At 64.9% G+C, this 25497-nt stretch carries 18 protein-coding genes; 7 read left to right on the top strand and 11 right to left on the bottom strand.

Going from position 1 to position 25497, the window contains the following annotated elements; translation table 11 throughout:
- Positions 1 to 83 precede the first annotated feature (83 nt).
- The gene (locus tag GM658_RS02675; RefSeq protein ID WP_155452485.1) at positions 84 to 266 is read left to right on the top strand and encodes a hypothetical protein; all 183 of its coding nucleotides are present in this window, start codon (positions 84 to 86) and stop codon (positions 264 to 266) included.
- On the opposite strand, the gene GM658_RS02670 is transcribed toward GM658_RS02675, so the two are convergent.
- Together GM658_RS02670 and GM658_RS02665 are read right to left on the bottom strand one after the other, a co-directional pair.
- On the bottom strand, positions 245 to 4780 hold the full coding sequence (locus GM658_RS02670) for a translocation/assembly module TamB domain-containing protein (protein ID WP_155452484.1): 4536 nt from the start codon (positions 4778 to 4780) through the stop codon (positions 245 to 247). The genes GM658_RS02675 and GM658_RS02670 overlap by 22 nt on opposite strands.
- On the bottom strand, positions 4780 to 6561 hold the full coding sequence (locus GM658_RS02665; RefSeq protein WP_229416734.1) for an autotransporter assembly complex protein TamA: 1782 nt from the start codon (positions 6559 to 6561) through the stop codon (positions 4780 to 4782). Before GM658_RS02665 ends, GM658_RS02670 begins: the two co-directional genes overlap by 1 nt.
- Positions 6562 to 6690: 129 nt before the next feature.
- Here GM658_RS02665 and queC point away from each other — a divergent pair, with 129 nt between their 5' ends.
- Positions 6691 to 7422 carry a 7-cyano-7-deazaguanine synthase QueC gene (gene queC, locus GM658_RS02660; RefSeq protein WP_155452483.1) on the top strand — a complete coding sequence of 244 codons (732 nt, stop codon included), beginning with the start codon at positions 6691 to 6693 and terminating at the stop codon, positions 7420 to 7422.
- Positions 7423 to 7507: 85 nt separating this feature from the next.
- Positions 7508 to 10441, top strand: a complete 2934-nt coding sequence (locus tag GM658_RS02655; RefSeq protein WP_229416733.1) for a CHASE domain-containing protein — start codon at positions 7508 to 7510, stop codon at positions 10439 to 10441.
- Here the strand turns inward: GM658_RS02655 and GM658_RS02650 are convergent, their stop codons facing one another.
- Positions 10442 to 11812, bottom strand: coding sequence for a serine hydrolase domain-containing protein (locus tag GM658_RS02650; RefSeq protein WP_155452481.1), 1371 nt, complete (start codon positions 11810 to 11812; stop codon positions 10442 to 10444).
- A 53-nt stretch (positions 11813 to 11865) separates the two neighbouring features.
- Positions 11866 to 12252 carry a hypothetical protein gene (locus GM658_RS02645; protein ID WP_155452480.1) on the bottom strand — a complete coding sequence of 129 codons (387 nt, stop codon included), beginning with the start codon at positions 12250 to 12252 and terminating at the stop codon, positions 11866 to 11868.
- Positions 12253 to 12462: 210 nt separating this feature from the next.
- On the opposite strand from GM658_RS02645, the gene GM658_RS02640 reads away from it, so the two are divergent.
- Positions 12463 to 12678: a hypothetical protein gene (locus GM658_RS02640; protein ID WP_155452479.1), complete on the top strand. Its 216-nt coding sequence runs from the start codon at positions 12463 to 12465 to the stop codon at positions 12676 to 12678.
- 119 nt (positions 12679 to 12797) lie between these two features.
- Positions 12798 to 14759 (top strand): GAF domain-containing sensor histidine kinase, encoded by a 1962-nt coding sequence (locus tag GM658_RS02635; RefSeq protein ID WP_155452478.1) that lies wholly within the window; start codon positions 12798 to 12800, stop codon positions 14757 to 14759.
- A 95-nt stretch (positions 14760 to 14854) separates the two neighbouring features.
- Here GM658_RS02635 and GM658_RS02630 read toward each other — a convergent pair whose 3' ends face one another.
- Positions 14855 to 16360, bottom strand: coding sequence for an HD domain-containing phosphohydrolase (locus tag GM658_RS02630; protein ID WP_155452477.1), 1506 nt, complete (start codon positions 16358 to 16360; stop codon positions 14855 to 14857).
- 121 nt (positions 16361 to 16481) lie between these two features.
- Positions 16482 to 17237, bottom strand: coding sequence for a DNA-formamidopyrimidine glycosylase family protein (locus GM658_RS02625; RefSeq protein WP_155452476.1), 756 nt, complete (start codon positions 17235 to 17237; stop codon positions 16482 to 16484).
- 172 nt (positions 17238 to 17409) lie between these two features.
- On the opposite strand from GM658_RS02625, the gene GM658_RS02620 reads away from it, so the two are divergent.
- A complete protein-coding gene (locus GM658_RS02620) occupies positions 17410 to 17916 on the top strand; it encodes a DUF3016 domain-containing protein (protein ID WP_155452475.1) in 507 nt (168 codons plus the stop codon).
- Positions 17917 to 17925: 9 nt separating this feature from the next.
- Here GM658_RS02620 and GM658_RS02615 read toward each other — a convergent pair whose 3' ends face one another.
- The 4 genes from GM658_RS02615 to GM658_RS02600 form a co-directional block, all read right to left on the bottom strand.
- Positions 17926 to 18369, bottom strand: a complete 444-nt coding sequence (locus tag GM658_RS02615; protein ID WP_155452474.1) for a thioesterase family protein — start codon at positions 18367 to 18369, stop codon at positions 17926 to 17928.
- Between the two features lie 64 nt (positions 18370 to 18433).
- The gene (locus GM658_RS02610) at positions 18434 to 19702 is read right to left on the bottom strand and encodes a PQQ-dependent sugar dehydrogenase (protein ID WP_229416732.1); all 1269 of its coding nucleotides are present in this window, start codon (positions 19700 to 19702) and stop codon (positions 18434 to 18436) included.
- Between the two features lie 67 nt (positions 19703 to 19769).
- On the bottom strand, positions 19770 to 20468 hold the full coding sequence (locus GM658_RS02605) for a dienelactone hydrolase family protein (RefSeq protein WP_155452472.1): 699 nt from the start codon (positions 20466 to 20468) through the stop codon (positions 19770 to 19772).
- A gap of 12 nt (positions 20469 to 20480) precedes the next feature.
- Complete coding sequence (locus tag GM658_RS02600) at positions 20481 to 20933, bottom strand: host attachment protein (RefSeq protein ID WP_155452471.1); 453 nt, start codon at positions 20931 to 20933, stop codon at positions 20481 to 20483.
- 147 nt (positions 20934 to 21080) lie between these two features.
- Here GM658_RS02600 and GM658_RS02595 point away from each other — a divergent pair, with 147 nt between their 5' ends.
- Positions 21081 to 23873 carry a bifunctional diguanylate cyclase/phosphodiesterase gene (locus tag GM658_RS02595; protein ID WP_170298642.1) on the top strand — a complete coding sequence of 931 codons (2793 nt, stop codon included), beginning with the start codon at positions 21081 to 21083 and terminating at the stop codon, positions 23871 to 23873.
- On the opposite strand, the gene GM658_RS02590 is transcribed toward GM658_RS02595, so the two are convergent.
- A complete protein-coding gene (locus GM658_RS02590; RefSeq protein ID WP_155452469.1) occupies positions 23854 to 25455 on the bottom strand; it encodes a M28 family peptidase in 1602 nt (533 codons plus the stop codon). The two genes, GM658_RS02595 and GM658_RS02590, sit on opposite strands and share 20 nt — an antisense overlap.
- Positions 25456 to 25497: the final 42 nt, after the last annotated feature.

Below are 25497 nucleotides of genomic sequence, written 5' to 3'. Positions count from 1 at the left end.
GGGGCGCAATTCATGGAAAAAGAAGGATTTTAACCGGAGGCGTAGAATAGTCCTCCGTGATCTCGCTTTCGGGAGTGCCAGCCATGGAAAAACACCCTATCCACGCCCACCGCGCGCCGGACCTTCCGGTGCCTGTCGATGAGTCCCAGCCGCGCCCTGAGCCGGTGCATCCGCACAGCCCGCATAATCCCGTCCCGCAAGACGAGCCGGTGCCCAACCATAATCCTGAATTGACGCCGCCCGGTCAGTCGAAAGCCCAGTTGTAAAGCACGTCCAGTGCGTTGTTGGTGCCAGTCTGCACCTGCAGCGTTACGCGCGTATTCAGCTTGTAGCGCAGCTTGACCAGGCTGGTGGCGCTGCCGGCGCCTTGCTCGAAGCTGAGATAGGCGCGCGAAGATAGTTTCTTGCCGACCGTGACCACGGTGCTTTCCAGGCCCTTCGCCTGGCTCACGCCCAGTTCATCCAGGCCGACCCGGTTGGCCAGGCTTGGGCCGCCGCTGCCACCCAGCAGGGCGCCGGCGGCGGTGCCGAGCAGGCCCATTTCGTTGCCGGCCATGTCGGCGGTGCCGTGGCCGAGCACCATCCAGGCCAGCTTTTCACTGTCGGGCACCGATGGCGTGGACACCAGCTTGGCAGAGGGCGCCAGTGCGGTGCCGCGCACTTCGACGCCGGCTTCCACATTGGTTTCACTCAGTTCTTCGCCTTCAGGGCGCTTGCGCACGGCGCGGATGTTCAGGCTTGGGTTGTCGTAGGCGCCGGTGAAATTGAGCACGCCGCGTTCGATCGCCAGCCGTTGTCCATAGGCGGCGTAGGTGCCGCTGACGACGCGGATACTGCCGTTCACGCGCGGCGGCCGGCGGTCGGCCATGCGTACCCGCACCGAACCGGCCAGCTGGGCATCCAGCCCTTTGCCGCGCAGGGTGAAGTCGTCGCCCAGGTCGGCTTCCACATCGATGTTCAATGGCTGTCCGCTGCCTGCGGCGGCCCTCGGTTTTTCACGGCCCAGGATCACCACGTCGTCGCTGATGGTCGGTGTATCGAGCGATGGCAGTTCAATGCTGGCGCGGTCGGCCCTGAACTTGCCATCCAGTTCAAAGCGCTTGGCGTCGCGCACCAGGGTGCTGTTGCCGCTCAGGACCAGGGTGCGGTCGGGCCGGTTGAACACCTGCAGCTTGTCGGCGGCCAGCTTGAGGTCCATCGTCAGGTCGCCGTTGGCCAGCCGCAGCCAGCCCTCGGCCTGCGCATTGCCGCCGGTGCCGTCGAAGCGCAATTTCTGCAATTGCAGCTGGTCGCCCGCGACTTTGGCTTGCAGCTCGCCGTTGCGCAGGCGGATGCCCTGCTCGGCCCAGTTGATGACCAGCTGTTCGCCGATTATTTCGCCATCCAGCAGCGGGTTGGCAACCGTACCGTGGCCGGAAGCGCTGGCGCGCAGCGCACCGCCCAGTTCCATGCCCTGCACGCCGAGCAGCGGCGACAGCCAGGAAATGGACGGCAGGCTGGCGCTGGCGCCAAAGGTGAGCGGGCTGTCGGAAGGAATGCGGCCATCGCGCAGCTGGGCGCTGGCTTCCAGGCGCGCGTTGCCGGCGCGCTCGCCTGCCAGTTCGCCCTGCACGCGTAACTGGTCGCCGGCCACTGTCAGGCGCGTGTCCAGCAATTGCAGGCCAAGCGGAACGGGGCGCTCGCCGCCGGTAATCGTGATGTCGCCTTTTTCGCGGAACACGTGGAGGTAGCCGTCCAGCGCCGGCGCTGCACCTTTGGCTGCCGGCGCGGCCAGGTCGAGCGACCAGTCGCCGCCCAGCGTCATGGTGCTGGCGACGTTGCGGCGCCAGGTTTCCGACAACTGCGCCAGGTAGCCGGCATTCACGCCGGCGGCGCTGCCCTTGCTGCGCCAGCGCAGGCCATCCTTTTCGAGCACGTCGATGCGCAGGCGGCCTTCGGGCATGCCGATGGTTGCACTGCCCAGCGCGAGCTGCTCCGGATGGGCGAGGCCGGCGATGCCTTCGCCTTTGCGCCCTGCAATGCGCAGCGCTGCAGGCGCTTGCAGGGCGAGGGCGAAGCGGCCCTTGTTTTGCAGGGAATCTATGCTGCCGCTCCAGCTGTCTGCGGCAAAGCTGCCATGCATTCTGGTGGCGGCGTCGAAGTCGGGATTGGCGGCGGCCAGTTGCAGGGTGTGGTTGCCTGCGGTGCCGCTGGCTTGCAGGCGCAGGCGGTCGAGCTGGAGGCCTGGGATGTTCAGGCCCGTGATCGTCAGGTCGGCTTGCAGCGGGTCGTCCGGCGCGAAGGCTGCGCCGATGGTGGCGCTGCCTTTGATGGTCGAAATTTCGCGCTGGCCGGGCAAGCGCAGGAAGGCGCCGTCCAGCGTGGCGCTGAGGGTGGGCAGCACGATCTCGCTTCCGTTTCCGCCATTGCGGCGACGTCCGCTGCCGCTGCTATTGCCAGCGCTATTGCCGCCGCTTGTATAACCGCTGCCGCGCAAGCTGCCGGACCAGCCGCTTCCGAGCACGGCTAATTGCGGCGCGTCCAGCTTCCAGTCGACGCGGTCTTGCGGTTTACCGATGGAGCCCTTGGCTTGCAGCAGGTTGGGGCCCAGGTGCAAGTCGATGTCGCTGTCCTGCACGCGGCCAGGGGCGGCGGCAAACTTCGCGTGGCCGCTCAGCGCTGCATTGCCCAGCGTGGATGCGGGCTGGAGCCGGATGTCGGCATTGGCCAGCCAGTCGGCGCTGGCGCGCAGCGTTGCGCTGAAATCGGCGTTGACATTGCCGCTCACTGGTGCGCCGAAGCTGGCAGGATTGAGCCGGCTGGCGCTGCCCTCCAGCTTGACGTCCATGGCGCCGGAGAGCGCCACTTCGCCGCTGGTGCGGATCACACTGTCGGAGCGCGCAGGCGCCGCGGCTGGTGTCGTGGCCGCATTGCGCTGGCCGCCTGCCGGGGGCAGGTAGGCCAGCGCGCGCGCTTCGGCGTTGAAGCTGGTGCGCGGATCTTTGTAGCCCCCGCTCAGGATGCCGCTGGCAGTGGCGCTGCCTTGCAGCTGCGGATTGAGCGCTGAAAGTTGGGCGGCGTCGAGCTGCCATTCGAGCTTGTCGCTGGCCGCGCCGAATGCGCCTTTGGCGCTGGCGTTGTTGCGGGCGAAGGCGAGGCGGGCGTCGATGCCGGAGATATGCTGGGCGTCGGCGGCCAGTTTGACGCTGCCGGACAGCGCTTGCCCCATCAATTTGCTGGGCTGTAGCGCCAGCTCGGCGTTGGCGCGCCAGTCGGGCGCCAGTTTGCCGTTGGCCTGCAATTCGGCATTCAGGTCGGCCGACGGGAAATCGCCAAGGGCGGCAGGGTCGAAGCGCTTCACCGTGGCGCTGGCTTTGAATGCTTTGTCCTCTTTCAGGCTGGCCTGGGCGGTGGCGGCGATGCTGCCCTGCCCGGCGCTGAGGCGGGCCTGATGCACCGTCAGCAGCAAGTCCTGCAGCGTGGCGTGGGCGTCGAGGCGCAGCTTGCCTTCGCCAAGCGCGGCGCGCAGGGTGTGCTGCCTGCCTTTCGTTTCGGCGCTGATGTCGCCGGCAATGGCGGTGCGGATAGCAGCGCTGTGCAGGCCGCGCAAGTCGAGGCGGTCGGTATGCAGGCGCAGGGTGGCGGTATCGATGCCGCCATCTTTCGGCAGGCGATGTAGTGCGCCGGCGCCGGTGAACCTGCCTGCTTCACCCAGGTCGATCAGCATGCCGCTGAGGAAGGCATGATCCAGCGTGCCGCCCAGTTGGGCCGCAGCGCTGTGCAAGGGCAGCTTTTGCTGGTCGAGCGGGCCAGGCGCGCTGCGGTTTGTGGCGCTCAGCTTGCCGGACAGCTTGTCGCCGTTGATGGCGGCGTCCAGCGCAAGGTCGACGGCTGCTTTCGGCCAGGCGGGGTCGAAGCGCGAAGGATCGACGTCGTGCGCCTGCAGGCGGAGGCTGCGCAGGGGCAGGCCGTCGAAAGGCGCCAGCATCAGTGTGCCCTCGCCGTTGGCGTAATTCGATTTGCCTTTGACGTCCAGTTTCAGTTGCGCCAGGTCGCCGCTGGCCAGGATTTCCAGTCGCGTAGCGCTGCGCTGGACCAGGCCGGGATCGGGCGCGGGTGTTGGCGGCATGGGCGCGAGGGCGGCGGTGGCGCTCAGTTTGTACGGCCGCAGCGTGGAAATTTCGGCGTTGGCGGCGAGGGCGCCGACGGGCGTTTCCGCGCTGGCGTCCTTCAACTGCCAGCGTTGGCCGTCGCCGAGCAATTGCAGCCTGATGGCGCGCAGTTCGGTGCGGCTGCCGTCCTGCCCGACGATGGACAGGGCGTTGACGCGCCCGTCGCTGATGCGCAGGCGGAATGGCGGCGAGATCGAAGCCGGCATCACGGCGGGTTTGGATGGTCCAGTGGCGCGCGACTCTGCTTTCACCACATGCAGTTCGCTGATCGCCACGCCTTCGCTGAAATACTGCAGCGGCGACCAGTTGATGTCGATGTTGTCGAGCGTGAGCACGCTCGATTCGTCGCGGTAGGTGACGTGGTCGATATGCATGCGGCCATACAGCGAACCGCTGATGCCCGTCACGACGATCTGTCCGCCGCTGGAACGGGCAATCTGGGCCACGAGTTGCTGCAACGTGGTTTCGCGCCCCAGCAGCCAAACGGCACCGCCCAGCACGGCCAATGTCACTCCGCCGCCGATCAGCGTGCGGCGCAGCCATTTGCGGCCGCCAGGCGTTGGCGGCGCATCCGGCGGCGGCGGTGCCGGCGGAACCGGCGGTGCGGGCGGCTTGCGTGGTGTTTCCATCAGAACGTGAACCCCAGCGAGAAGTGCAACCGAACCCTGCGCACGGCGTGGCCGTACGCAACGTCGACGTTGATCGGCCCGACGGGACTCTTGTAGCGCGCACCAACACCGTAGCCCGATTTCGGATGCAGGCCGCCCAGCGAGTTGGCGGCATTGCCGGCATCGTAGAACACCGCGGCGCCCCAGGCCGGCTTGAACCAGTACTGGTATTCGGCGCTGGCGGTGGCCAGGTAGCGGCCGCCCACCGTGGCGTCGCCCTGCTGCACGCCCAGTTCCTGGTAGGCATAGCCGCGCACCGAGTTGTCGCCGCCGGCGCGGAACAGGTAGGTGGTTGGTACGCCTTCCTGGTGCACCGAAGCCAGGGCGCCCAATTCCGCCCGCAGGATCACGGTGGACTTGGCGTTCAGCGGCAGGTAGGTAATGCCGCGCGACGTGGCGCGGATGAATTTTTCGTCTGTCAGCACCGGCAGCAGCGCGCCGCCGAACGTGGCATTGATCACATAGCCCTTGGTCGGGAACACCAGGTTGTCGACCTTGCGCCAGGTGGAGGCCCAGGTGAGCGGCAAGGACTGGCTGTGCGACGACACTACCCGGTTCACGGTCTTGCTCTCGTTCAGGTACTCGAGCGAAACGCTGCGCTCCAGCAGCGGCGTGCCCCAGGCCCGCTTGGCCGCAACGGAAGCAGTGCGCGTGATCTCGCCTTCGATGTCCTTGCGTTCAAGCTGCGCGCCGAAGCTGTCGTTGTAGCCGTCCGGCGTGGTGGGAAAGTAGAAGTCGCTGCGTGCGGCCTGGCGCTTGGTTTCCCAAGTCAGCGCGCTTTTCATCTTCAGGCCGAACACGTTCAGGTCGTCGTATGTGAGCGAGGTGCGGGCGCCTGTGTTGGTGCTGAAGCCGATACCTACGCTGGCGTTTTTGCGCTTGTTCTCCACTACCCGCACCAGCAGGGGCAGCGGGGCCATGGCCATCGGCTGCGGCTCGCCGGCAGCTTTGTTCTGGGCTGCATCGATCTGCTCGCCCACCACGGACGACAGGTCGGCGCTTACTTCAACATTGGAGAAATAGCCGGTGTCCTGCAGCTTGCCCTGGTAGGCCTGCAGCGCCGCCTCGCTGTAGTAGTCGCCCGGCTTGATCGGGTTCAGGTTGCGCACCACCGATTCGGGATAGCGCCGCAAGCCTTCGATCTTCAGTTCGCCGAAACGCATTTCCGGCCCGCTGTCGAGCGTGATGTGCAGCAGCGCGCGCCGCGTGTCGGGATCGACCACCGCCTCGCTGGCCGTCATCTGCGCGCGCGGATAGCGTGTCTGCACCAGCGCTCGCAGGATGTCGCGTTTGGCTTTTTCCCAATCGTCCTGGCGGAATACCGAGCCAGTAGGCAAGGTCCAGCCAGCCTTCAGTGCGGCCTGGTCGAACGCCGTGTCCGAGGTCGAGGCGAAGCCCTCCAGCGTAATCTCCACTTCACCCACCAGCACCGGTTCGCCCGGCACCACGTCCACGGTCACGGTCGGCGTCTCGCTTTCGTCCAGGTGGATGTTTACTTCCGGCGAGTAGTAACCGGCAGTCGCGACCAGCGTCTTGACCTGTTCGGGCGCAGAACGCAGCATGCGCTGCAGCTGGTCGCGGTCCATGCGCGCATTCGTGCGGTAGCGCACCAGGTCCAGGTTGTCTTCGAGAAGCGACTCCAGTGCGCCGGGCGCCTTGATACGCACCTGGTAGTGCCAATCCTGGGCAGCCGCCAGCAAGGGCAGCAGCAGGGCGATGCCGCCCAGTACAAGGCCCTTCAATACTTTTATGCCGGTTTGTGCCAAAATTCGTGGTCTGTGATCTGGATGTCGAAACCGAATGTTACCGGATCAGCAGCCAAATTGGCGTACCCCTAAGATTTTCAAAAAAACCAGAAGAAAGATTTTGCGATGCTGACTAACGACGCCGCACTGGTCCTGTTCAGCGGTGGACAGGACTCGACTACCTGCCTGGCCTGGGCCCTGGAGCGCTACCCGCGCGTCGAAACCATCGGCTTCGATTACGGCCAGCGCCATGCGATCGAGTTGACCGTGCGCCCTGGCGTGCTGGAAAAAATGCGCGCATTGAAGCCTGAATGGGCCGCACGCCTGGGCGAAGACCATATGGTCGACCTGGGCCTGATCTCCCAGCTGTCGAAGACGGCCATGACTGAAGACATTGAGATCGTGATGCAGGAAAACGGCTTGCCGAACACTTTCGTCCCCGGCCGCAACCTGCTGTTCATGACTGTGGCCGCCACCCTGGCCTACCGCCGCGGCCTGAGCGTGCTGGTGGGCGGCATGTGCGAAACCGATTTTTCCGGCTACCCGGACTGCCGCGACGATACGATGAAGGCGCTGCAAGTGGCCCTCAACCTGGGCATGGATACCCGCAACAAGCTGGAAACCCCGCTCATGTGGCTGGACAAGGCGCAAACCTGGCAACTGGCCGAGCAGCTTGGCGGCCAGCCGCTGGTCGACCTGATCCGCGCCGACACCCACACCTGCTACAAGGGGGAGCGTGGCGACCTGCACGACTGGGGCTACGGCTGCGGCGCCTGTCCAGCCTGCGAACTGCGCGCGCGCGGCTACCGCCTGTACCATTCCACACTGGCTGTCAATCGCGATACCAGCGCCGATTGACTTTTTCTATAGGGCAACTACTTTGCCCTGAACAAACTAATATGGTGGTATGCAGAGGCCACCTGCCCGCCCGCCGCTCCAACGCTTGCTCCAACCCCGCTTGCTGGCGGGGCTGGTAGCAGGCCTGTGCCTGACCGCCACGGCCAGCGTCTGGTGGAGCGCGCGCATCGACGCCGAACGCGACGCCCGTGCCGACTTTGAATACCGCGCCCGCGAGCTGGCGAACAATATCGCAGCGCGCATGCAGGCCTATGTCCAGGCCCTGTATGGCGTGCAGGGCCTGTTTGCCAGCTCCGATTTCGTCGACCGCCACGAATTCCACACCTATGTGGAGCGCCTTGAGCTGCGCCAGAATTTCCCCGGCATGCAGGGCATCGGCTTCATGCGCCTGGTCGCCGGGCCGCAGCTGCCGGCGCATATTGCGACGGTGCAGGCGGAAGGCTTTCCCGACTACTCGGTCACGCCGCCCGGCCAGCGCAGCCAGTACGCCCCTGTGGTCTATCTTGAGCCGTTCGACAGCAGCAACCAGCGCGCCTTCGGTTATGACGGACTGTCGGAACCGGTGCGACGCGCCGCCATCGAGCAGGCGCGCGATTCGGGCTTGCCGACCATGACCGGCAAGCTGCTGCTGAAACAGGAGACGGCCGCGCCGGTGCAAGCCGGCTTCCTCATCGCGCTGCCGATCTACCAGAACGGTGTCGGCCGCTATACCGTGATACAGCGCCGCGCCGCAGCCAAGGGCTGGGTTTATGCACCGTTCCGCATGGATGACGTGATGTCGGCCCTGGGCCACGATGCGCAGCGCGGCATGGACGTTGAAATCTACGACGGCGACGACATCAACGACATGGCGCGCATGTACGACAGCGCGCCGGCCGTCACCGCCAATGCGGAGCGGCTGCACAGCGTCCAGCGCCTTAGCCTGGCAGGGCGCCGCTGGACACTGCAAGTCAGCGCGCTGCCGAAACCGGCCGGCCTGCTGTCGGACAAGCCGCACGCCATCCTGGCCGGCGGCCTGCTGTTCAGCGGCTTGCTGGCCCTGCTGTCCTACGTGCTGGCGGAAAGCCGCCAGCGCCTGCGCCTTGCCCTGGAGGACAGCAGCCGCATGGGCGATGAACTGCGCGAAGGGCAGGAAACCCTGCTGGCCATGGCCGAACATGCGCAGGGCAGCCAGGCAGTGCTGCGCTGTATTCTCGATTCCACGGTGGACGGCATCCTGGTCGACAACTACCGCGGCGCCATCCTGAATTCCAACCGCCGCTTCCGCCAGCTGTGGAACGTACCGGAGCAGCTCGATTGGCAGAACGACGGCGCCATCCTGCTGGCCCATATGGCCGGCCAGCTCGAGCAGCCCGACGCCTTCCTGCGCGCCTGTACCCACGACCAGCCGGACGACGAAGAATCCCAGGGCAACCTGCAGATGCGCGACGGCCGCGTGCTGGAAATGACCACGCGCCCGCTGCGCCTGGGCAGCGAAGCGGCGCGGCTCTGGTCCTTCCGCGACATCACCGAGCGCACCCTGAACGAGCGGCGCGAAGAAGGGCGCCATCAGGTGCTGGAACTGCTGGCCGCCGGCGCGCCGCAGCAGGAAGTGCTGGACAGCCTGCTGCGTGGCATCGAAGCTGTCAACCCCGGCATGATCTGCAGCGTGATGCTGCTGGACGAGGAGGGCAAGCACCTGATCGTGGCGGCCGGCCCCAGCCTGCCGGCCTTCTTCAACGACGCCATTCACGGCCTGCCCGTGGGCTTTGGCAATGGCTCCTGCGGCAAGGCCGTCACCAGCAACAGCCGCGTCATTGCGGAAGACATCAGCACCGACCCGCTGTGGGCGCCGTACCGCGAACTGGCGCTGCGGGCCGGCCTGGGCGCCTGCTGGTCGGAACCGGTGCACGGCGCCAACGGCAAGGTGCTGGGCTCCTTCGCCATCTACCACCGTGAGCCGCAGCGCCCCAGCGTCGCGCATATGGCTTTGCTCGACCAGGCAGCCAGCCTGGCCGGCATCGCCGTGGAGCAGGCGCGCGGCGCCGAGGCCCTGCGCGTCGGCGAAGCGCGCTTCCGCAGCCTGTATGACCACGCCCCGGTGGCGCTGTGGCAGCAGGATTGGTCGGCCGTGCGCAGCGCCTTGCAGGAGTTGGCCGAATCCGGCGTGGAAGATGTGGCTCAATGGCTGCAGTTCAATCCCAGCCACCTGCACCGGCTGGCGAGCCTGGTGCGCATCACCGACGCCAATTCGGCGGCGCTGGCCCAGGTGGGCGCCGACCCCGCCAATAAGGCGCTAAGCCGGCTTGGCCTGGCGCAGAATTTCGCCCCGTCGGCGATGGCCATTTTCGGCCGTGCGCTGCTGGCGATGGAGGAGGGCGCCCATCTGTTCCAGGCCGAGGGCAGCTTCCTGCGGCTGGACGGCGTGGAGCGCCAGAACGAACTGACGCTGCTGGTGATGCCGGGCCACGAACAGGCGCTGGATTTCGTGATCGTCTCGACCCTCGACATCACCGAGCGCAAACGCATGAATGAGGAACTGGTGCAGCTGGCCACCACCGACTTCCTCACCGGCCTGCCGAACCGGCGCGAATTCATGGCGCGCCTGGAAGACGAGCAGGCCCGCCTGCAGCGCGACGTCGGCGGCCGTGCTGCGGTGCTGATGCTCGACATCGATCACTTCAAGGATATCAACGACGCCCACGGCCACGACTGGGGCGATGCCGTGCTGCGCCACCTGGCGGGCCTGATGCGCGACTCGCAGCGCAAGATCGACATGCTGGGACGCGTGGGCGGCGAGGAATTCGCCATCCTGCTGCCGGGCGCCGACCTGGAAGCGGCGCGCGCTTTTGCCGAGCGCCTGCGCCAGCGCATCGCCGATACGCCGATGGGCCGCAATGGCAGCACCATCGCCATCACGGTCAGCATCGGCATCGCCGGCCTGGAGCCGGTTGAAAGCACGGGCGATGCAGCCCTGGTGCGGGCCGACCAGGCCCTGTACCGCGCCAAGCGCGGCGGCCGCAACCGGGTGGAAGGATGATCAGTCGGGGCGCATGCGCAGTTGTTCAACCTGGTCGGCCTTGCCCAGGCTGAGGTCGACCAGCATCGCGCCGCTGGTGTAGTTCAGGCGGTAGCTGTACTTGCGCACTTCGCCATCGGTGCTGCGCGAGAGCGCTTCGACCTTGCGCAGCGCGCCCCATTCGCGCAGATCATCCGACACCATCTTGATGAATTCGGGCGACAGGGCTTCGGCCACCTTGGCGCTCAAGCCGTCCGGCTGCTTGCCGCCGGCAATGCTGGCGAACATGGCGCGCACGCGCTCGGCGACCGCAGGTTCGGTTTCCGCAATCGCCGGTACAGGCTTGACGGCCAGCGCCGGCAGGTAATGGGCGGCAACGATGTCGCCCAGCTTGTTCGGCCGCGCGGTCGCGGAATTGGCCAGCACCACCACCGACAGCCTGTCGTCCACAAAGCGGTACAACTGCGCGCGGAAGCCTTGCCATGCGCCGCCGTGCGCAATGGTCTTGTGGCCGTTGCGGTCGAATAGCTGCCAGCCGTAGCCATAATTGGTGGCGCTGCCGTCGTTCAGCTTTGCCGGGGTCCAGCTGGCCTGGCGCACGCTGGCCGGCAGGACCTTGTCGCCGTACAGCGCCAGGTCCCATTTGGCCAGGTCGCGCGCCGTCAGGTACAGGCTCCCGTCGGCCGTGGTATTGAGGCGCGGCGCCACCCAGGACTGGTTGACCGTCTGGCCGCCCTTGCGTTCGTAGCCGCGCGCGCGGTGCGGGATGATGTCGGCTTCGCTGATGATGCGCGTGCCCATGTCCAGCGGTGCGAAGATGCGCTCATGCAGCTGGTCGCCATAGAATTTGCCGCCTGCCTTGTTGCAGATGAAGCCGAGCAGGTGGTAGCCCATATTCGAGTACGACCATTTTTCGCCCGGCGCAAACAGTACCGGGATCTGCGCTTCCAGCGCGATCAGCTCTTCTTCGCTGTAATCCTTGGTCAGGTCAAGCTTGGCGTAAGGGTCGCCCAGGCCTGAAGTGTGCGTCAGCAAGTGGCGGATGGTGATGCCTTCCCATGCCTTGGGCGTGTTGGCCAGGTGCTTTGAAATCGGATCGTCCAGCGACAGCTTGCCGTCTTGCGCCAGCAGCATTACCAGCGCCGCAGTGAAGGTCTTGCCGACCGAGCCTGACTGGAACATGGTCGCCGGCGTGACCTTGACGCTGTTCTCGAGGTCGGCGAAACCATAGCCTTGTTCCCGAATGATCTTGCCGTCTTTGACAACGGCGATGGACACGCCGGGCACATGGCTGCGCTGCATTTCCGCCAAGATGGCGTCATCGAGCTTGTCGGCGAAGGCGGGAGCGGAAAGGGCTAAGGCGAGGGGAAGCAGCAAAATGGTCGGGCGCATGAAAGCAAATCCAGTAGTTGCCAAATTTGCATTCTAGCACCCGGCCCGGGCAATCAGACCGGGGCGTGTTCCAGGGCGGGCGCGGCGGGCTTGCGGCTGCGGCGCTTCATCAGCCAGTAGATGCCGAAGGGGATCAGCAGCGGCAGAAGCAGTGGCGACACCGCCGCCATGGCCGCGACCGCAGCCAGGGCCAAAGCCATGATCACCAGCATGCCGACACCGGCCATCATGAAGCCGACCAGCACCGCCACGAAGGTCATCACGACTGCCACGATGACAAACACGCCGCCGGCGATCACGGTGCCGAGCAGGGCGCCCAGCGGGCCGTCCAAGTCCGAGTCGCCTACGGTGACCACCAGGTCATTGGCGTCGATCGACATCCAGGCTGCAAGCATGCCGAAAAACAGCAGCAGCAGGGTGAGGGCAATTACCTTTTTCATGATGGGCCTCTTGGCGTTGAACATGGTGTCACTGTAGGCCCGCAGCCCCGTCCCAGCCATCGGATTGCGATGAACGGTTGAATTGCCATGATGAATGGAAAAAACGCGCAGATTGCGGCTTGAATTCATTAACTGTTTGCCTATACTGAATATCCGATCTCTGAGATGGAGGGGAATATGGCTTGGCTAGTAAGAGACGGGAGCCAATCGTTGCTCCTGGGAATCGACAGCGAACCGCGCCAGCGCAGCGCATCTTCCTGGTTCGGCGGCGGCCCCAAAGGCCCGCCCTCGGCACCACCGACGATTCCACCAATCATCATCAATCCCTTCAAATACCAGACGCCGGATCCGGCCATCGACCCGCGCATTACGCCGCTCGGCCCGCCGATCATGCCGCCACGACGTCCTGCGATGTCCTTGCATTGACATAGCACAAACCTCGTTACATCCAGTCGGCCCGCATACAACGCGGGCTTTGTTTTCCGCTGGCTCGCCCGCACGCACCCTGATATATTGCCCAGACGCATGTAAATCTTGGGAAAAAGATGGAAAGCCGTCTGCGCCGCCTGGAGGCTGTCCAGGAAATCCTGCTGGAGATCGGCCAGCTGTCCAACAGCTGCACCGATATCACAGTCTTCCTGCAATCCGTGCACGCGGCCCTGGGCCGCATCATGTACGCCGCCAACTTTTATGTGGCGCTGAGCGACCGCGATGCCCCCGGCAATGCGGTGCGCTTCGTGTACTTTGTTGACGAAGTCGACGACCACCCCTACAAGGACCAGCTGGTGCAGCTGGCCACGCCCGACCAGTCGCCCACGGCCTGGGTCATCCTGAACAAGCAGCGCCTGGTGATGACGGGCGACGAGCAGCGTGCGCGCGACGAGAACGATGTCTTCGGTGTCGGCACGGTGGCCGAACATTGGATCGGCTGCCCTCTGCTCGACCAGAACCATGACGTGCTCGGCGCCATGGTGATCCAGAGCTACGACAAGCAGCACACCTATAGCGAAGAAGACCAGGCCCTGTTCGCGCAGATCGCCAACCACGTTTCCAGCGCCCTGCAAGGCTTGCAGAGCATGGACCGCCTGGAGCGCGCCGTTCATGAACGCACGCAGGAGCTGGAACGCGAAGTGGCAGAGCGCAGCAAGGCCGAACGCCTGCAGCGCGCGCTGTACGAAATCGCCAGCCTGTCCGCTTCCGCCTCGGCCGAATCCGACGCCAAGGCGCTGTATGCCCGGCTGCACGAGATCGTGGGCGGCCTGATCACCGCGCGCAATTTCCTGATCGCGCTGTACCACCCCAAGCGCGACGAGATCTCGATTCCTTACTTCGTCGACGAGAAGGACCTGGAAGCGCCGGTCAAGCGTTTTGAATACGGCATCGGCATGAGCTCCTTCGTGCTGAAGAAGCGCAAGCCCATGCTGCTCGACGGCCCGGCCTTCAGCGCGCTGATGGCGAGCGGCGAGATCAACGAACCCTTGGGCAACCAGGGCATTGCCAGCTGGATGGGCGCACCGATGACGGTCGGCGAAGAGGCGCTGGGCGTGATCATCGTGCAAAGCTACGATACATCGGTGACGTACACCCAGTCCGAACTCGATATCCTGGCGTATGTTGCGAACCACACGGCGGCCGCCATCGCGCGCACCCGCGCCGACCTGGCGATCCGCCGCGCCAAAGCCGAACTGGAAGAACAGAACACCGCGCTCGCCTCCGCGCTGACACAATTGCAGACCGCACAATCGGAACTGGTGCGGCAGGAAAAGCTGGCCTCACTGGGCCGCCTGGTAGCCGGCGTGGCGCACGAAATCAATACCCCGCTTGGCATCTGCGTCACCGCCACCAGCCACCTGGTGGAAGAACTGCGGCTGTGCCGCCTCGACCTCGCCGATGGTGCGCTCGACGAAGACGGCTTGCACCAGTTCTTCGATACGGTCGACCAGTCGCTGAAGATCATGACCACCAACACCCAGCGCGCCGCCGCACTGGTGCGCAGCTTCAAGCAGGTGGCGGTGGACCAGTCTTCCGACAATATCCGCCACTTCAACCTGCGCAAATACCTGGACGAGGTGCTGCTGTCGCTGCAGCCCAAGCTGAAAGGCAAGCCGATCAGCGTGCAGGTCGACTGCCCGCCCGACATCCACTGCGAAAGCTTCCCTGGCGCCGTCTCGCAGATCGTCACGAATATGGTGGTGAACTCGCTGGTGCACGGCTTTGAAGAAGGACAGAAGGGCAGCATCCGCATCACCGGCAAGCTCGATGGGGAGCACATACTGTTCGATTACAGCGACGATGGCGTCGGCATGGATTCGACCACGCTGCAGCAGCTGTTCGACCCGTTCTTCACCACCAAGCGCGGTTCCGGCGGCAGCGGCCTGGGCGCGCACATCCTGTACAACCTGGTGACCGGCCCCCTGGGTGGTACGGTGAAAGTAGTCAGCTCGCCCGGCATGGGCCTGCACTACCACCTGCGCTTCCCGCGCGACCAGCGCAAGCAATCAGCATAAAAGCCGGGGGGGGCGGTAAAAAAAGGGGACGTAACACATTTAGCGCGCAGCGCTAAATGTGTTACGTCCCCTTTTTTTTACCGTCCCCCCCGGCTTTAATCCGGGAAGCGATCGTTGATGGCGAGGGCTTTGTCGATGTTCTGCACCATCAGCTCGACGTATTTCGGGTCGAGGTGCTGGCCGGCCACTTCGCGCATGTGGGCGACCACTTGCTCCACCGGCCAGGCGTCCTTGTAGCAGCGCTTGTGCATCAGGGCGTCGAACACGTCGGCGACGGCGACGATGCGGGCATATTCGTGGATGTCGGCGCCCTTCAGGCCTTGCGGGTAGCCGCTGCCATCGAATTTTTCATGGTGCTGGTGGGCGATCACGGCGGCGGCCTTCAGGATCGGGCGCTGTGAGCCGTCCAGGATCGACAGGCCGACCGTCGGGTGCTGCTTCATGATTTCCCATTCGGCGGCGTCGAGCTTGCCAGGTTTGAGCAGCACGGAATCGGGCGTGGCGATCTTGCCGATGTCGTGCATCGGGGCGGCATGTTTCAGTACCGCGGTTTCTTCGGCCGGCATGCCGGCCGCAGTGGCCAGCAGGTGGCAGAATTCGGCCATGCGCCGTACGTGGTTGCCCGCTTCGTTGGAGCGCGATTCCACCACGTCGCCCAGGCGCATGATCAGCTCGGCCTGGGTGTCGGTGATTTCCTGCGTCAGCAGGATATTGTCGAAGGCGATCGCGACGCCGCTGCAGAAAATCTGCAGCAGCTTCTGGTCAATCTCGGAAATCTCTTCCACGCCTTTCAGCACCAGCAGCGAAGCCTTGCCGCTGCTGTTGGGGAAGTAGCCGACGAAGGTGTCGCCTGCCATGCGCGAGATCTGGTTGCGCTCGACATCCTTCAGCTGCGCCAGCAAGTCGGAGGTCAGCAGGCTGTCCTCTTCCTGGCCGATCTGGGCCAGCACTTCGTAAGCGGTTTCGCCGGTGACGGCGGTGGCGCCGCGCAGGCGCACCAGCATGCTTTGCTCAAGGCGCAGCAGCGCTACCACTTGCTGCAGCAGGCCGTTGGCGAAGTCCTTCAGGTTACGCGCCTGGAAGATATGGGCCGAGGCGGCGATCACGCGTTCCAGGCCTTCGCGGTAATGCAGCTGCTGCTGGCGCGCTTCTTCCACCTTCATGATGTCGCGGTAGGCGCGCAGGGCGGCGAAGGTGGTGGTGAACAGCTTGGTGCGATCGAGCTCGGTCTTTTCCTTGTAATCGTTGATGTCGTAGTTGACGATCACGCGTTCTTCCGGCGCCTGGCCAGGCTGGCCGGTGCGCAGCACGATGCGGGTGAACTGGTTGTCCAGGTCTTCGCGCATCCAGCGCGCTACCTCCAGGCCGGAGTCTTCCTTTTCCATCACGACGTCGAGGAAGACCAGGGCTATGTCTTTTTCCTTCGCCAGCACTTCTTTCGCTTCGGCCCCGCTGTAGGCGTGCAGGAAAGTCAGGCCGCGCCCTTCCAGGCGGAAGCGGCTCAGGGTCAGTTTGGTGATGTCGTGAATATCGGGTTCATCATCGACCAGCAGGATTCTCCACGGCGCGAGTTTGGGCGTAGCAGAAGACAAGAAAGACATATTGGCAAATTCCAAATGTGACACACAGTCCCTGGGCGATGCGCAATTTTTAGGCGCATCTGAACGATTGTAGTCTTACCCATTGTTATTAACAACAGGCAATACTGGATACGCTAAATCTTTACAACATCCCTGCGTCGCCGTAACGCTTTTGGCAGCGTTCGCACCAGAAAGTGCGGCGCTGGGTGAGCCCAAGATGGGCTCGGTGGAGCTTGATATTGCAGCGTGGACAGTCACGGCGGTTATGCACCAGCCAATGCTTTTTCAATTCGTATGCCTGCTTCCAGGCCTTGAATTCGAAACTGTATTGGCGTGCCTGTTTCACCAGTTCCCTTAACTTTCCTTGCGGCAATTTACTTACTGTAGAGAGAGGGTGAATGTGCAATCGAAACAATACTTCGTTTTTGATAATGTTGCCAACTCCGGAAAAAATATTCTGGTCCAATAGAACGTCGCAGACAAGACGTTCCGGGTCGTCGCGCAGTTTTCGCAGTGCCAGGCGCGGACTCCATTGCTCCGACATGACGTCGCTGCGCCAATCGTATGCCTGTTCCAGTTCGCCCGGCACCAGCTTGACTGAACAGGAATAGAAGTTCAGTTCGCCGCCTTCTTCAAACTGCAGCGAGAGCCGCGGTGTGGTGCCTTCCTTGCGTTCGTCGATGCGGTAGCTGCCGAACATCAGGAAGTGAATGCGTAGTGTGAAGAGCGGCAGTTCGATCAGGAAATGCTTGCCCCAGCTGCGCAGCGAGAGGATGGGCTGGCCGGGCAGTTCGTCGAAGGGCACGGTTTTGCTGTTGCCGCTGGCAGCGGCGATGGTGCGGCCTTCGAAACTGCGTACCAGTTCGGTCAGGATGACGATCGATGGACCTTCGGGCATGGGCTTCCTCCTGTGCCCAGTGTCGCTCCTGGCTGGCCGCCGCGCCGTGCGCCCGCGCACACGTGCGTGAGCGGTCTTTTCCGTCTCGTTTTATTTGTCAGAAATTGTTTCAATGACAGCGGGGGCGAAGGCGAGGAGTATATTGAAGGTTATCCAGGAAAGGAAACCAATCATGAAACACGCTACTCGATTCTGCATCGCCGCCGCGCTGTTGCTGGCTGCCGCCGCTGCCGCATCGGCCGGCACGGTGACCGTCAAGTACCAGGAGCCGGAAAAGTTCATGGACGTGCCGGCGTGGGAAAGCGACCGCGCGGAAATGCTGAAGGAATTTACCGAACACTTCCAGCGCCTCGCCCAGCGCTTGCCAGCCAACCAGCAGCTGAACATTACAGTCACTGATATCGACCTGGCAGGCCGGGTCGAGCCGCGCCGCCGCCACTTCGTGGACGACGTGCGCATCCTGCGTGGCGGCGCCGACTGGCCGACCATGTCGCTGAACTATACGCTGGAGCAGGATGGCAAGGTCATCGCCAGCGGCGAAGAGCATCTGAAAAACATGATGTACCTGGAGCGCTTTAACCACTATGCGTCCGGCGATACGCTGCGCTACGAAAAACCGATGATCGACGATTGGTTCAAAGCCACCTTTGTTGCTCCGACCCAGCTCAGCAAGAAGTAAGGCTGGCGCTCAGTCGATCCAGTTCACGCGGCTGAACTTGGCGCGGAAGTCGTCCGGCATCGGCACCACTTGGCTGTGCCCGTAGTTGTAGAACACAAAGCCCTGCTTGGCCATGGCGACCAGCTTGCCGTCGGCCGGGCGGGTAACGCGGAAGATCACGTCGCCGCCGTACTTGTTGAAATCCATCACGCCCACTTCGAACAGCAACTGGTCACGGGCATGGGCCTCGGCGCGGTAGGTGGTGGCCAGGTCGGTGACGATGATGCCGGTGCCGTCGGCCTCGGTTTCCTGCACGCCGAACTCGAACAGGAAGCGCGCCCGCGCTTCCGAGATCATCGAAATCATGGAATCGTTGCCCAGGTGGTTGGCGCCGTTGATATCGGTCACGCGCACCGTCAGCTGGGTCGAAAAGCAGAATTGATCGTCCGGGAACGACAGCGTCAGTCTGGCCATGTCTTTACTGGGCAAGTGGGAAAGCGCACATTGTAGCGCGCCTTCGCAGCTGCCCGCGGGTGCATCATGGGCCTTTGACGATCTGGTACACCTTGCCGCCTTCGCTCAGCATGTACAGCTCGCCGGCGGAGTCCTGGCCGAAAGCCGGTACGCGGCCGATATCCCCCACCGCCCAGTCCTTGCCTTCGCTCACTGCGCCATTGGTGTACAGGAAGCTCCTCAGGAAGCCCTTGCAGTAATCCGAATAGAGGTAGCGTCCGGCCAGCTCCGGCATGGCCTTGCCGCGGTACACAAAGCCGCCGGTGATGGCGCAGCCGTTGGCGTTATTGCTGCCGTGGTCGTATTCGAGGACCGGCAGGGTCAGGCCTGCCTGCGAACAGCTGGCGGCGTTGTAGCAGCTCGTGCCTTCCATTACGTTCCAGCCGTAGTTGGCCGGCTTCAGCGTACTTGCCACCACGTCGACTTCTTCCTTCATATCCTGGCCGACGTCGGCGATGTAGAGCGAGCCGGTGGCGGCGTCGAAAGCGAAGCGCCATGGGTTGCGCAGGCCGTAGGCCCAGATCTCGCCGCGCTTGCCTTCCTGGCCGGCATAGGGATTGTCTGGCGGCACCAGATAAAGGGGCGCGACTGGCGTGTCGACGTTCAGGCGCAACAGCTTGCCCAGCAGGGAATCGAGGTTCTGCGCATTGCCGCTGGGGTCGCCGCTGCCGCCGCCGTCGCCGGTGCCGGCATACAGGTAGCCATCCGGGCCAAAGGCCAGCAGGCCGCCATAATGGTTGGTGTAGGTCGGGTGCGGGATGGTAACCAGCCGCTTGAGGGAATTGGCATCAGCCAGGTTGGCATTGCCTGTCGATACCTTCGCTTCATCGATCGCGATATTGCCGAATTTGTCCGTGTAATAGATGTAGAACTTCCCGTTCTGCGCGTAGGAAGGATGGAAGGCCATCGACAGCAGCCCGCCTTCGCCATCCGTGCTGATCAGGCCGGTCAAGTCGAGGAAAGGCGTCGTGCCCAAGGTGCCGTCGCTGGCCAGGATGCGGATGCGTCCGGGACGCTCGACGATGAAGCGGCGCGTGTCGTTGGCCGGCGCGGTCAGCAGTACCGGGGTCTGCAGGCCACTGGCCACTTCGTGCACAGCCAGGGTGAAGGGAGCCGGCGTCGGCGGCGCTGGGTCGGGCTTGGGCGTCTCCGGTTGCGTCACCGGGGCAGAGCCGCCACCGCCGCCGCCGCAAGCAGCGAGGACTGCTGCCAGCAGGGTTGCGGCCAGCGTGGCGGCCGGGGAAACTGCGGCGGCCGCGGGTGCAGGCCGGGAATTCAGGTCATCAGCCATCATTTCCTCCGTAAGGGTCCAGCACTCGAGATTAGGACTGCACAGTTGGGACATCTGTGCGGGAACGCACTTACTGGTTTTCGCTCAGGAACAGCAAGGTATGGCCGTGCGCTTCAGCCGCGCTGCGCTGGTGATAGCTGCTGCGGTGGTTGCAGTTGAAGCCGTGTTCTGCCTCGGGATAAAGGTGGATCTCGACTTGCTCGTTGTGCTCGAAACGCTCGGCAATCGCGCGCACCGCTTCGCGCGGGATATGCGCATCGCGCCCGCCGAAATGCATCAGTAGCGGGGCGCGGATAGCGGCGGCGCGCGCGAGGCAGTTCTGGATGCCGCCGCCGTAATACGCCACGGCGTGCCCGGCATGGCCGTTGGCCAGCGCCAGGAAAGCCATCTGCCCGCCCCAGCAATAACCGATGACGGCCAGCTTGCCCTCGGCGCCCGGCATGGCGCGCAGGGCGGCCGCAGCGGCGCCGATGTCGGCCTGGGTCTGCGCCGTGTCGGCACGTTGCTTGCACTGCGCTGCGCGGGCCCAGTCCGCTTCGTCATAGCCGAATTCCAGCCGCTTGCCCTGGCGCCAGAACAGGTCGGGCGCCAGTACCACATAGCCGTCGGCGGCATACTGCTCGGCCACGCTGCGGATGTGGGCGTTGACGCCGAAGATCTCCTGCAGCAGGAGCAGGGCCGGGCCGTGGCCGCCGCGCGGCAAGGCCAGGAAAGCGTCGAACTCGCCGTCCGGGCCGCGTACGGTGGTCCATTGGGTGCTGAGGTCCATGGCAGATGTATCTCAGTGCGGGTGGCGCGGGCGCGCCAGTTCCTGCAGGCAGGCGTCGAGCGCGCTGCGCGGCAAGCCGGCCACGTTCTTGTCGACTTCAGCCGTCACCAGCTTGCGCGTCTGCTTGTCCAGGCTGTCGCGCAGCAAGCCCAGGAAGCGCGGCGCGGCCACCAGGGCCAGGTGCTGGAAGCGCTGCTGGGCCGCCGCCGTGTCGAGCTGGCGCGCCAGGTGGCGCGCGAACTGGTGCACTTCGTGCTGCACCGGTTCTTCCACGCGGGGCGCGGTGTGGCCGTGGCCATCGGGACCGGCAAACTGGCCGTGGCTGTCGGACGCGACTTGCTTGTTGTCGGCCCGGCCCAGCGGATTGGCCAGGTCTTGGATTTCCTCGGCTGGCAGCTGGCCGTCGCGCAGCTGGAAGATACGGGCGTGGCTGCTGTCGGCCACGACGATCCAGGTCTTTTCCATGCTCGCCTCCCCTGTGGTGTTGGCAGTCCAGTATAGGCGGCCGGTACGGCGCCGGGCGCGCGTGAGCCGTGCGGAAAGTATTGCTTTATGGCATTAAGTGTATGGCCGTGCGAAAATGGTAAGCTCGCACGGCGAAGGCAGGGAGCTATGGACCAAGCAGACAGCACAGCACCTCAACAGGCATTCCGTACCCGCACCGCGGCGTTGGCGCTGTTGTGCGGCTGCGCCCTGACGGGCGCGCTGTTTGCCGGCGCCAGCCGGCTCGAGGCGCAGCGCGCCCAGCTGGCCTTCGAACAGCGGGTGCAGGCGCGTGCCTTCGTGCTGCGCGAGGGCATCAACGGCGCCGTGGCCAGCCTGCAGGCGGTCAACCAGCTTTTCGTCAGCCGCCCCAACACCAGCCGCGAGGAATTCCAGCGCTTCGTTGCGCCCCTGCTGGCGCGCCATCCGTATGTGCTGGGTACCAGCTATTTGCGCTTCATTGAACAGGCCGAGCGGCCCGCTTTCGAAGCTTCGCTGCAGGCGCTGGTGCCCGGCGCCACCGTGCGCGAAATGCACGACGGGGTGACAGTGCCGGCAGCGGTACGCCCGCGCTATCGCGTGATCGACTATATCGAGCCGCTCGCCGGCAATGAGCAGGCGCTCGGCCTCGATACACTCTATCCGCAGCATGACGAAACGGCGCGCCAGCGCGCCTATGCCAGTGGGCAGCCGGCGGCCGGTCCGCTGGTGCACCTGGCGCAGCGCGCCGGCGCGCGCGGCAGCATGGGCGTGGTGGTGTCGATGCCGCTATATGGCGGCGGGCGTGTGCTGGGCGAGACGGCGCTGACCTTGCAGCCGGGCGAGATGATTGCACGCATCTTTGCCAGCGCCGGGCCGGATGCGGCGGCGCTGGACATGAAGGTTTATGCCAGCGCCCAGGCCGACCCGGGCGCCCTGGTCTACGACGCGCCCCCGGCGCCGGAGGGCAATGGCGTTGGCCTGCCCCTGCCGGCCTGGCTCTATCCTGCGCGCACCAAGCCGGTGACGCTGCCGCTGGACGTGGCGGGCAGCCGCTGGCTGCTGGTGGCCTGGCCCGGCTCGCGCGTGCTGGCCAGCGAGCACCTGGCCTCCCTGGCTGCGCTGGCGCTGGGCGTGCTGACTACCCTGATCGGCGCCGCCTTCGTCGACTCGCTCAAGCGCCGCAAGCAACTGGTGCAGCAGCGCGTGGCGCAGCGCACGGCGGAACTGAAGGCGGCCAACCAGGCCTTGCTGTGGCGCCAGCATGCCATCGAATCGAGCACCAATGCGGTGGTCATCACGTCGGCCGAGCAGCATAGCCCGATCGTCTACGTCAATCCGGCCTTCGAGCGCATTACCGGCTACCGCACCGCCGAGGCGCTCGGACGCAGTCCGCGCATGCTGCTGGGCGTGGACACCGAACAGCCGGGCTTTGACGAGCTGCGCACGGCCATGCGCGAAGGGCGCGACGGCCACGCCGTGCTGCGCTGCTACCGCAAGGACGGCAGCATGTACTGGAACGATGTGTATATGTCGCCGGTGCGCGACGAGCAGGGCAAGCTGGTCAATTTCATCTCGATCCAGCACGATATCACTGCCATCAAGGCCTATGAATCGGAGCTGGAGCACAAGTCCACCCATGACGCGCTGACCGGCCTGCCCAACCGCCTGCTGTTGCAGGACCGGCTGGCGCAGACCATCCAGCACTCGGCGCGCAAAGGGCATGAACTGTGGCTGGTGTCGATCGACCTCGATCGCTTCAAGTTCACCAACAGCCGCCTGGGGCACAAGGGCGGCGACCGGCTGCTGCAGATCGTCGCGGCGCGCCTGCAGTCGGCGGTGCGGCCGGTGGACACGGTGGCGCGCCTTGGCGGCGATGAATTCGCGCTGATGCTGTTGCCGGAGCGGGGCGGCCACGCGCCGCGCGCCGAGCAGCTGCAGCGCGTGCTGGACAGCCTGGCGGCGCCGCTGGTGCTGGACGGGACGGAACTGTTCCTGACCGCCAGCGCCGGCATCGCCGCTTTCCCCGGCGACAGCAAGGAGCCGGGCGTACTTGCCGAGCGCGCCGACATCGCCATGTTCCGCGCCAAGGAAATGGGCGGCAACCAGTACCAGTTCTACACGGCGGCCATGAACGAGCAACTGGGCGAGCGCCTGCGCATCGAAAGCGCGCTGCGCACAGGGCTCGAGCGGCGCGAGTTCGAGCTGCACTACCAGCCGCAGGTCGACTGCACCACGGGCCGCATCATGGGCATGGAAGCGCTGATCCGCTGGCGCCATCCCGAGATGGGCATGGTGGCGCCATACCGCTTCATTCCGCTGGCGGAGGAGACGGGCCAGATCCTGGCGATAGGCGCCTGGGTGCTGCGCACGGCCTGCCGCCAGCTGCGCGACTGGCAGCAAGCGGGGCGCAAGGAATTGCGCATCGCCGTCAATGTCTCTGCGCGCCAGCTGGCCGAGCCGGATTTCGTGCAGAGCGTGGCCGAAGTGCTGGCCGATACCGGCCTGGCGCCATGCTGCCTGGAGCTGGAACTGACCGAGAGCGCGGTGATGGACGACGTGGCGCATGCCACGGAAGTGATGCACCAGCTGAAAAAGCTGGGCGTGCAACTGGCGATCGACGATTTCGGCACCGGCTATTCCTCGCTGGCGCATTTGAAGCGCTTCGAGATCGACGTGCTGAAGATCGACCAGACTTTCGTGCGCGACCTGACGGTCGATCCGGACGACGCGGCCATCGTCACCACCATCATTGCGCTGGCCGGCAACCTGGGGCTGGATGTGATTTCGGAAGGGGTGGAGACGCAGGATCAGCTGGACTTCCTGCGCCGCCATGGCTGCCGCCACATGCAAGGCTATCTCTTCGGCCGGCCGATGCCGGCGGCCGATTTCCTCGCGCTGCTGGAGCAGAGCGAGGCCGCGCTCAGCGCTTCACAAAGCTGAACGGATCGCCCTTCTTCCAGGCCGGCATGTCCTTGCCGTTGGCCAGCTCGTAGCCCAGGTTGAGCGTAAACTGGGCTTGCTGCACCATGCCCGACAGGTCCCAGTCGGCGTGGTACTGGTCGCGCACGGTGTGGTAGTCCTTCTTGAAGGCCACGATCCTGGCGGCCGATGCTTCCTGCGCTTGCTCGAACTCGAAGTGGCCGTCGCCAGAGAATACAGCGGAACCGACGTTAAAGGCCGGCACGCCAGCCTTGGCGAACTGGAAATGGTCGGCGCGGAAATAGGCGCCCGACAAATCGGGAATGGCCGGCGCCAGCTTCAGGCCCATTTGCTGCGCCACCTTGCCCGCGCTGGCGTACAGCGTGCTGCGCTCGGCGCCTGCGACGCCGATATCCCTGGTGCGTCCGGCGAAATTCATCGAATCGAGATTCAGGTCGGCCAGGGTGCGGTTCAGCGGGAAGGCCGGATTGGCGACGTAGGCGGACGCGCCGTGCATGCCCACTTCTTCGGCGGCCGGCCACAGGAAGACCTGCGAGCGCCTGGCGGGCTTCTGTACCGCGGCTGCGGCCATGGCCAGCAGGGCGGCGGCGCCGGAGCCGTTATCGATGGCGCCGTTGTAGATCTGGTCTTCGGCCTTGCCGAGGTGGTCCCAGTGCGCGGAATACACGACCGCTTCGTTTTTCAGTTTCGGATCGCTGCCAGGCACGATGCCGACCACGTTGAACTGTTCCACCTGGCGCACGCTGGAGCGGATTTCGCTATGGGCGCTGAGGTTCAGCGCAACCGGCTGGAAGTCGCGCCGCTCGGCGGCGGCACGCAAGGTGTCGAGGTCGAAGCCGGCGGCCTTGAACAGGGTGCGCGTGAAATCTTCCGACAGCCACCCTTCAACCAGGTTGCCGGCGCCAGGCGCATGGAAACGCTCCAGCGAGAAGCTGGTGGCGGGCACGTTCCAGCCGTAGGCGGCGGATGGCGTAGTGTGGATCAGCAAGGCCCCGGCGGCGCCGCGCCGCACGGCTTCCTCGTACTTGTACATCCAGCGGCCGTAATAGGTGTAGGCCTTGCCGGCAAAGCGGTTCGGTTCCTCGGCGGTCGGCTGCGGGTCGTTGACCATCATGACCAGGACCTTGCCTTTGAGGTCGGCGTCCTTGTAGTCGTTCCAGTTTTCTTCGGGTGCGGTGGCGCCGTAGCCGACGAACACCAGTGGCGCGTCGAACACCACGTCCGCGCGGCCGCTGCCGGTGCCGATCAGGACATCTTCGCCGAGGCGCGGCGCCAGCGTGCTGGCACCGGTGCTGAACTTGATCGAGCTGCCGGGCAGCAGGCGGGTGCCCTGGAATTTCACGGATTGGCGGTATGCACCATTGGCAAGCGGCTTCAGGCCGATCGCCGCTGCCTGCGTTTCCAGGTAGCGCACGGCCAGGTCGCCGCCGCGCTGGCCGGTACCGCGGCCTTCGAGCAGGTCGTCGGCGAGGAAGGAAAGGTGGGCGCGCAGCGGCGCTTCCTTGACGGCGGGCGCCTGCTGCGCCAGGGCGGTAGCGGCGGCCAGCAGCAGGCCGGCGGGGATAAAGTACTTGATATTCATGGCGGCGATCTTACTCCATAATGGTCGAAACAAAGGAGACCC

It is taken from the genome of Massilia eburnea (genome assembly GCF_009720745.1).
In the GTDB taxonomy this organism is placed as follows: Bacteria; Pseudomonadota; Gammaproteobacteria; order Burkholderiales; family Burkholderiaceae_D; genus Rugamonas; species Rugamonas eburnea.
Note: the sequence above shows the minus strand (reverse complement) of the source record. Positions and strands in the feature narration are given on the sequence as shown.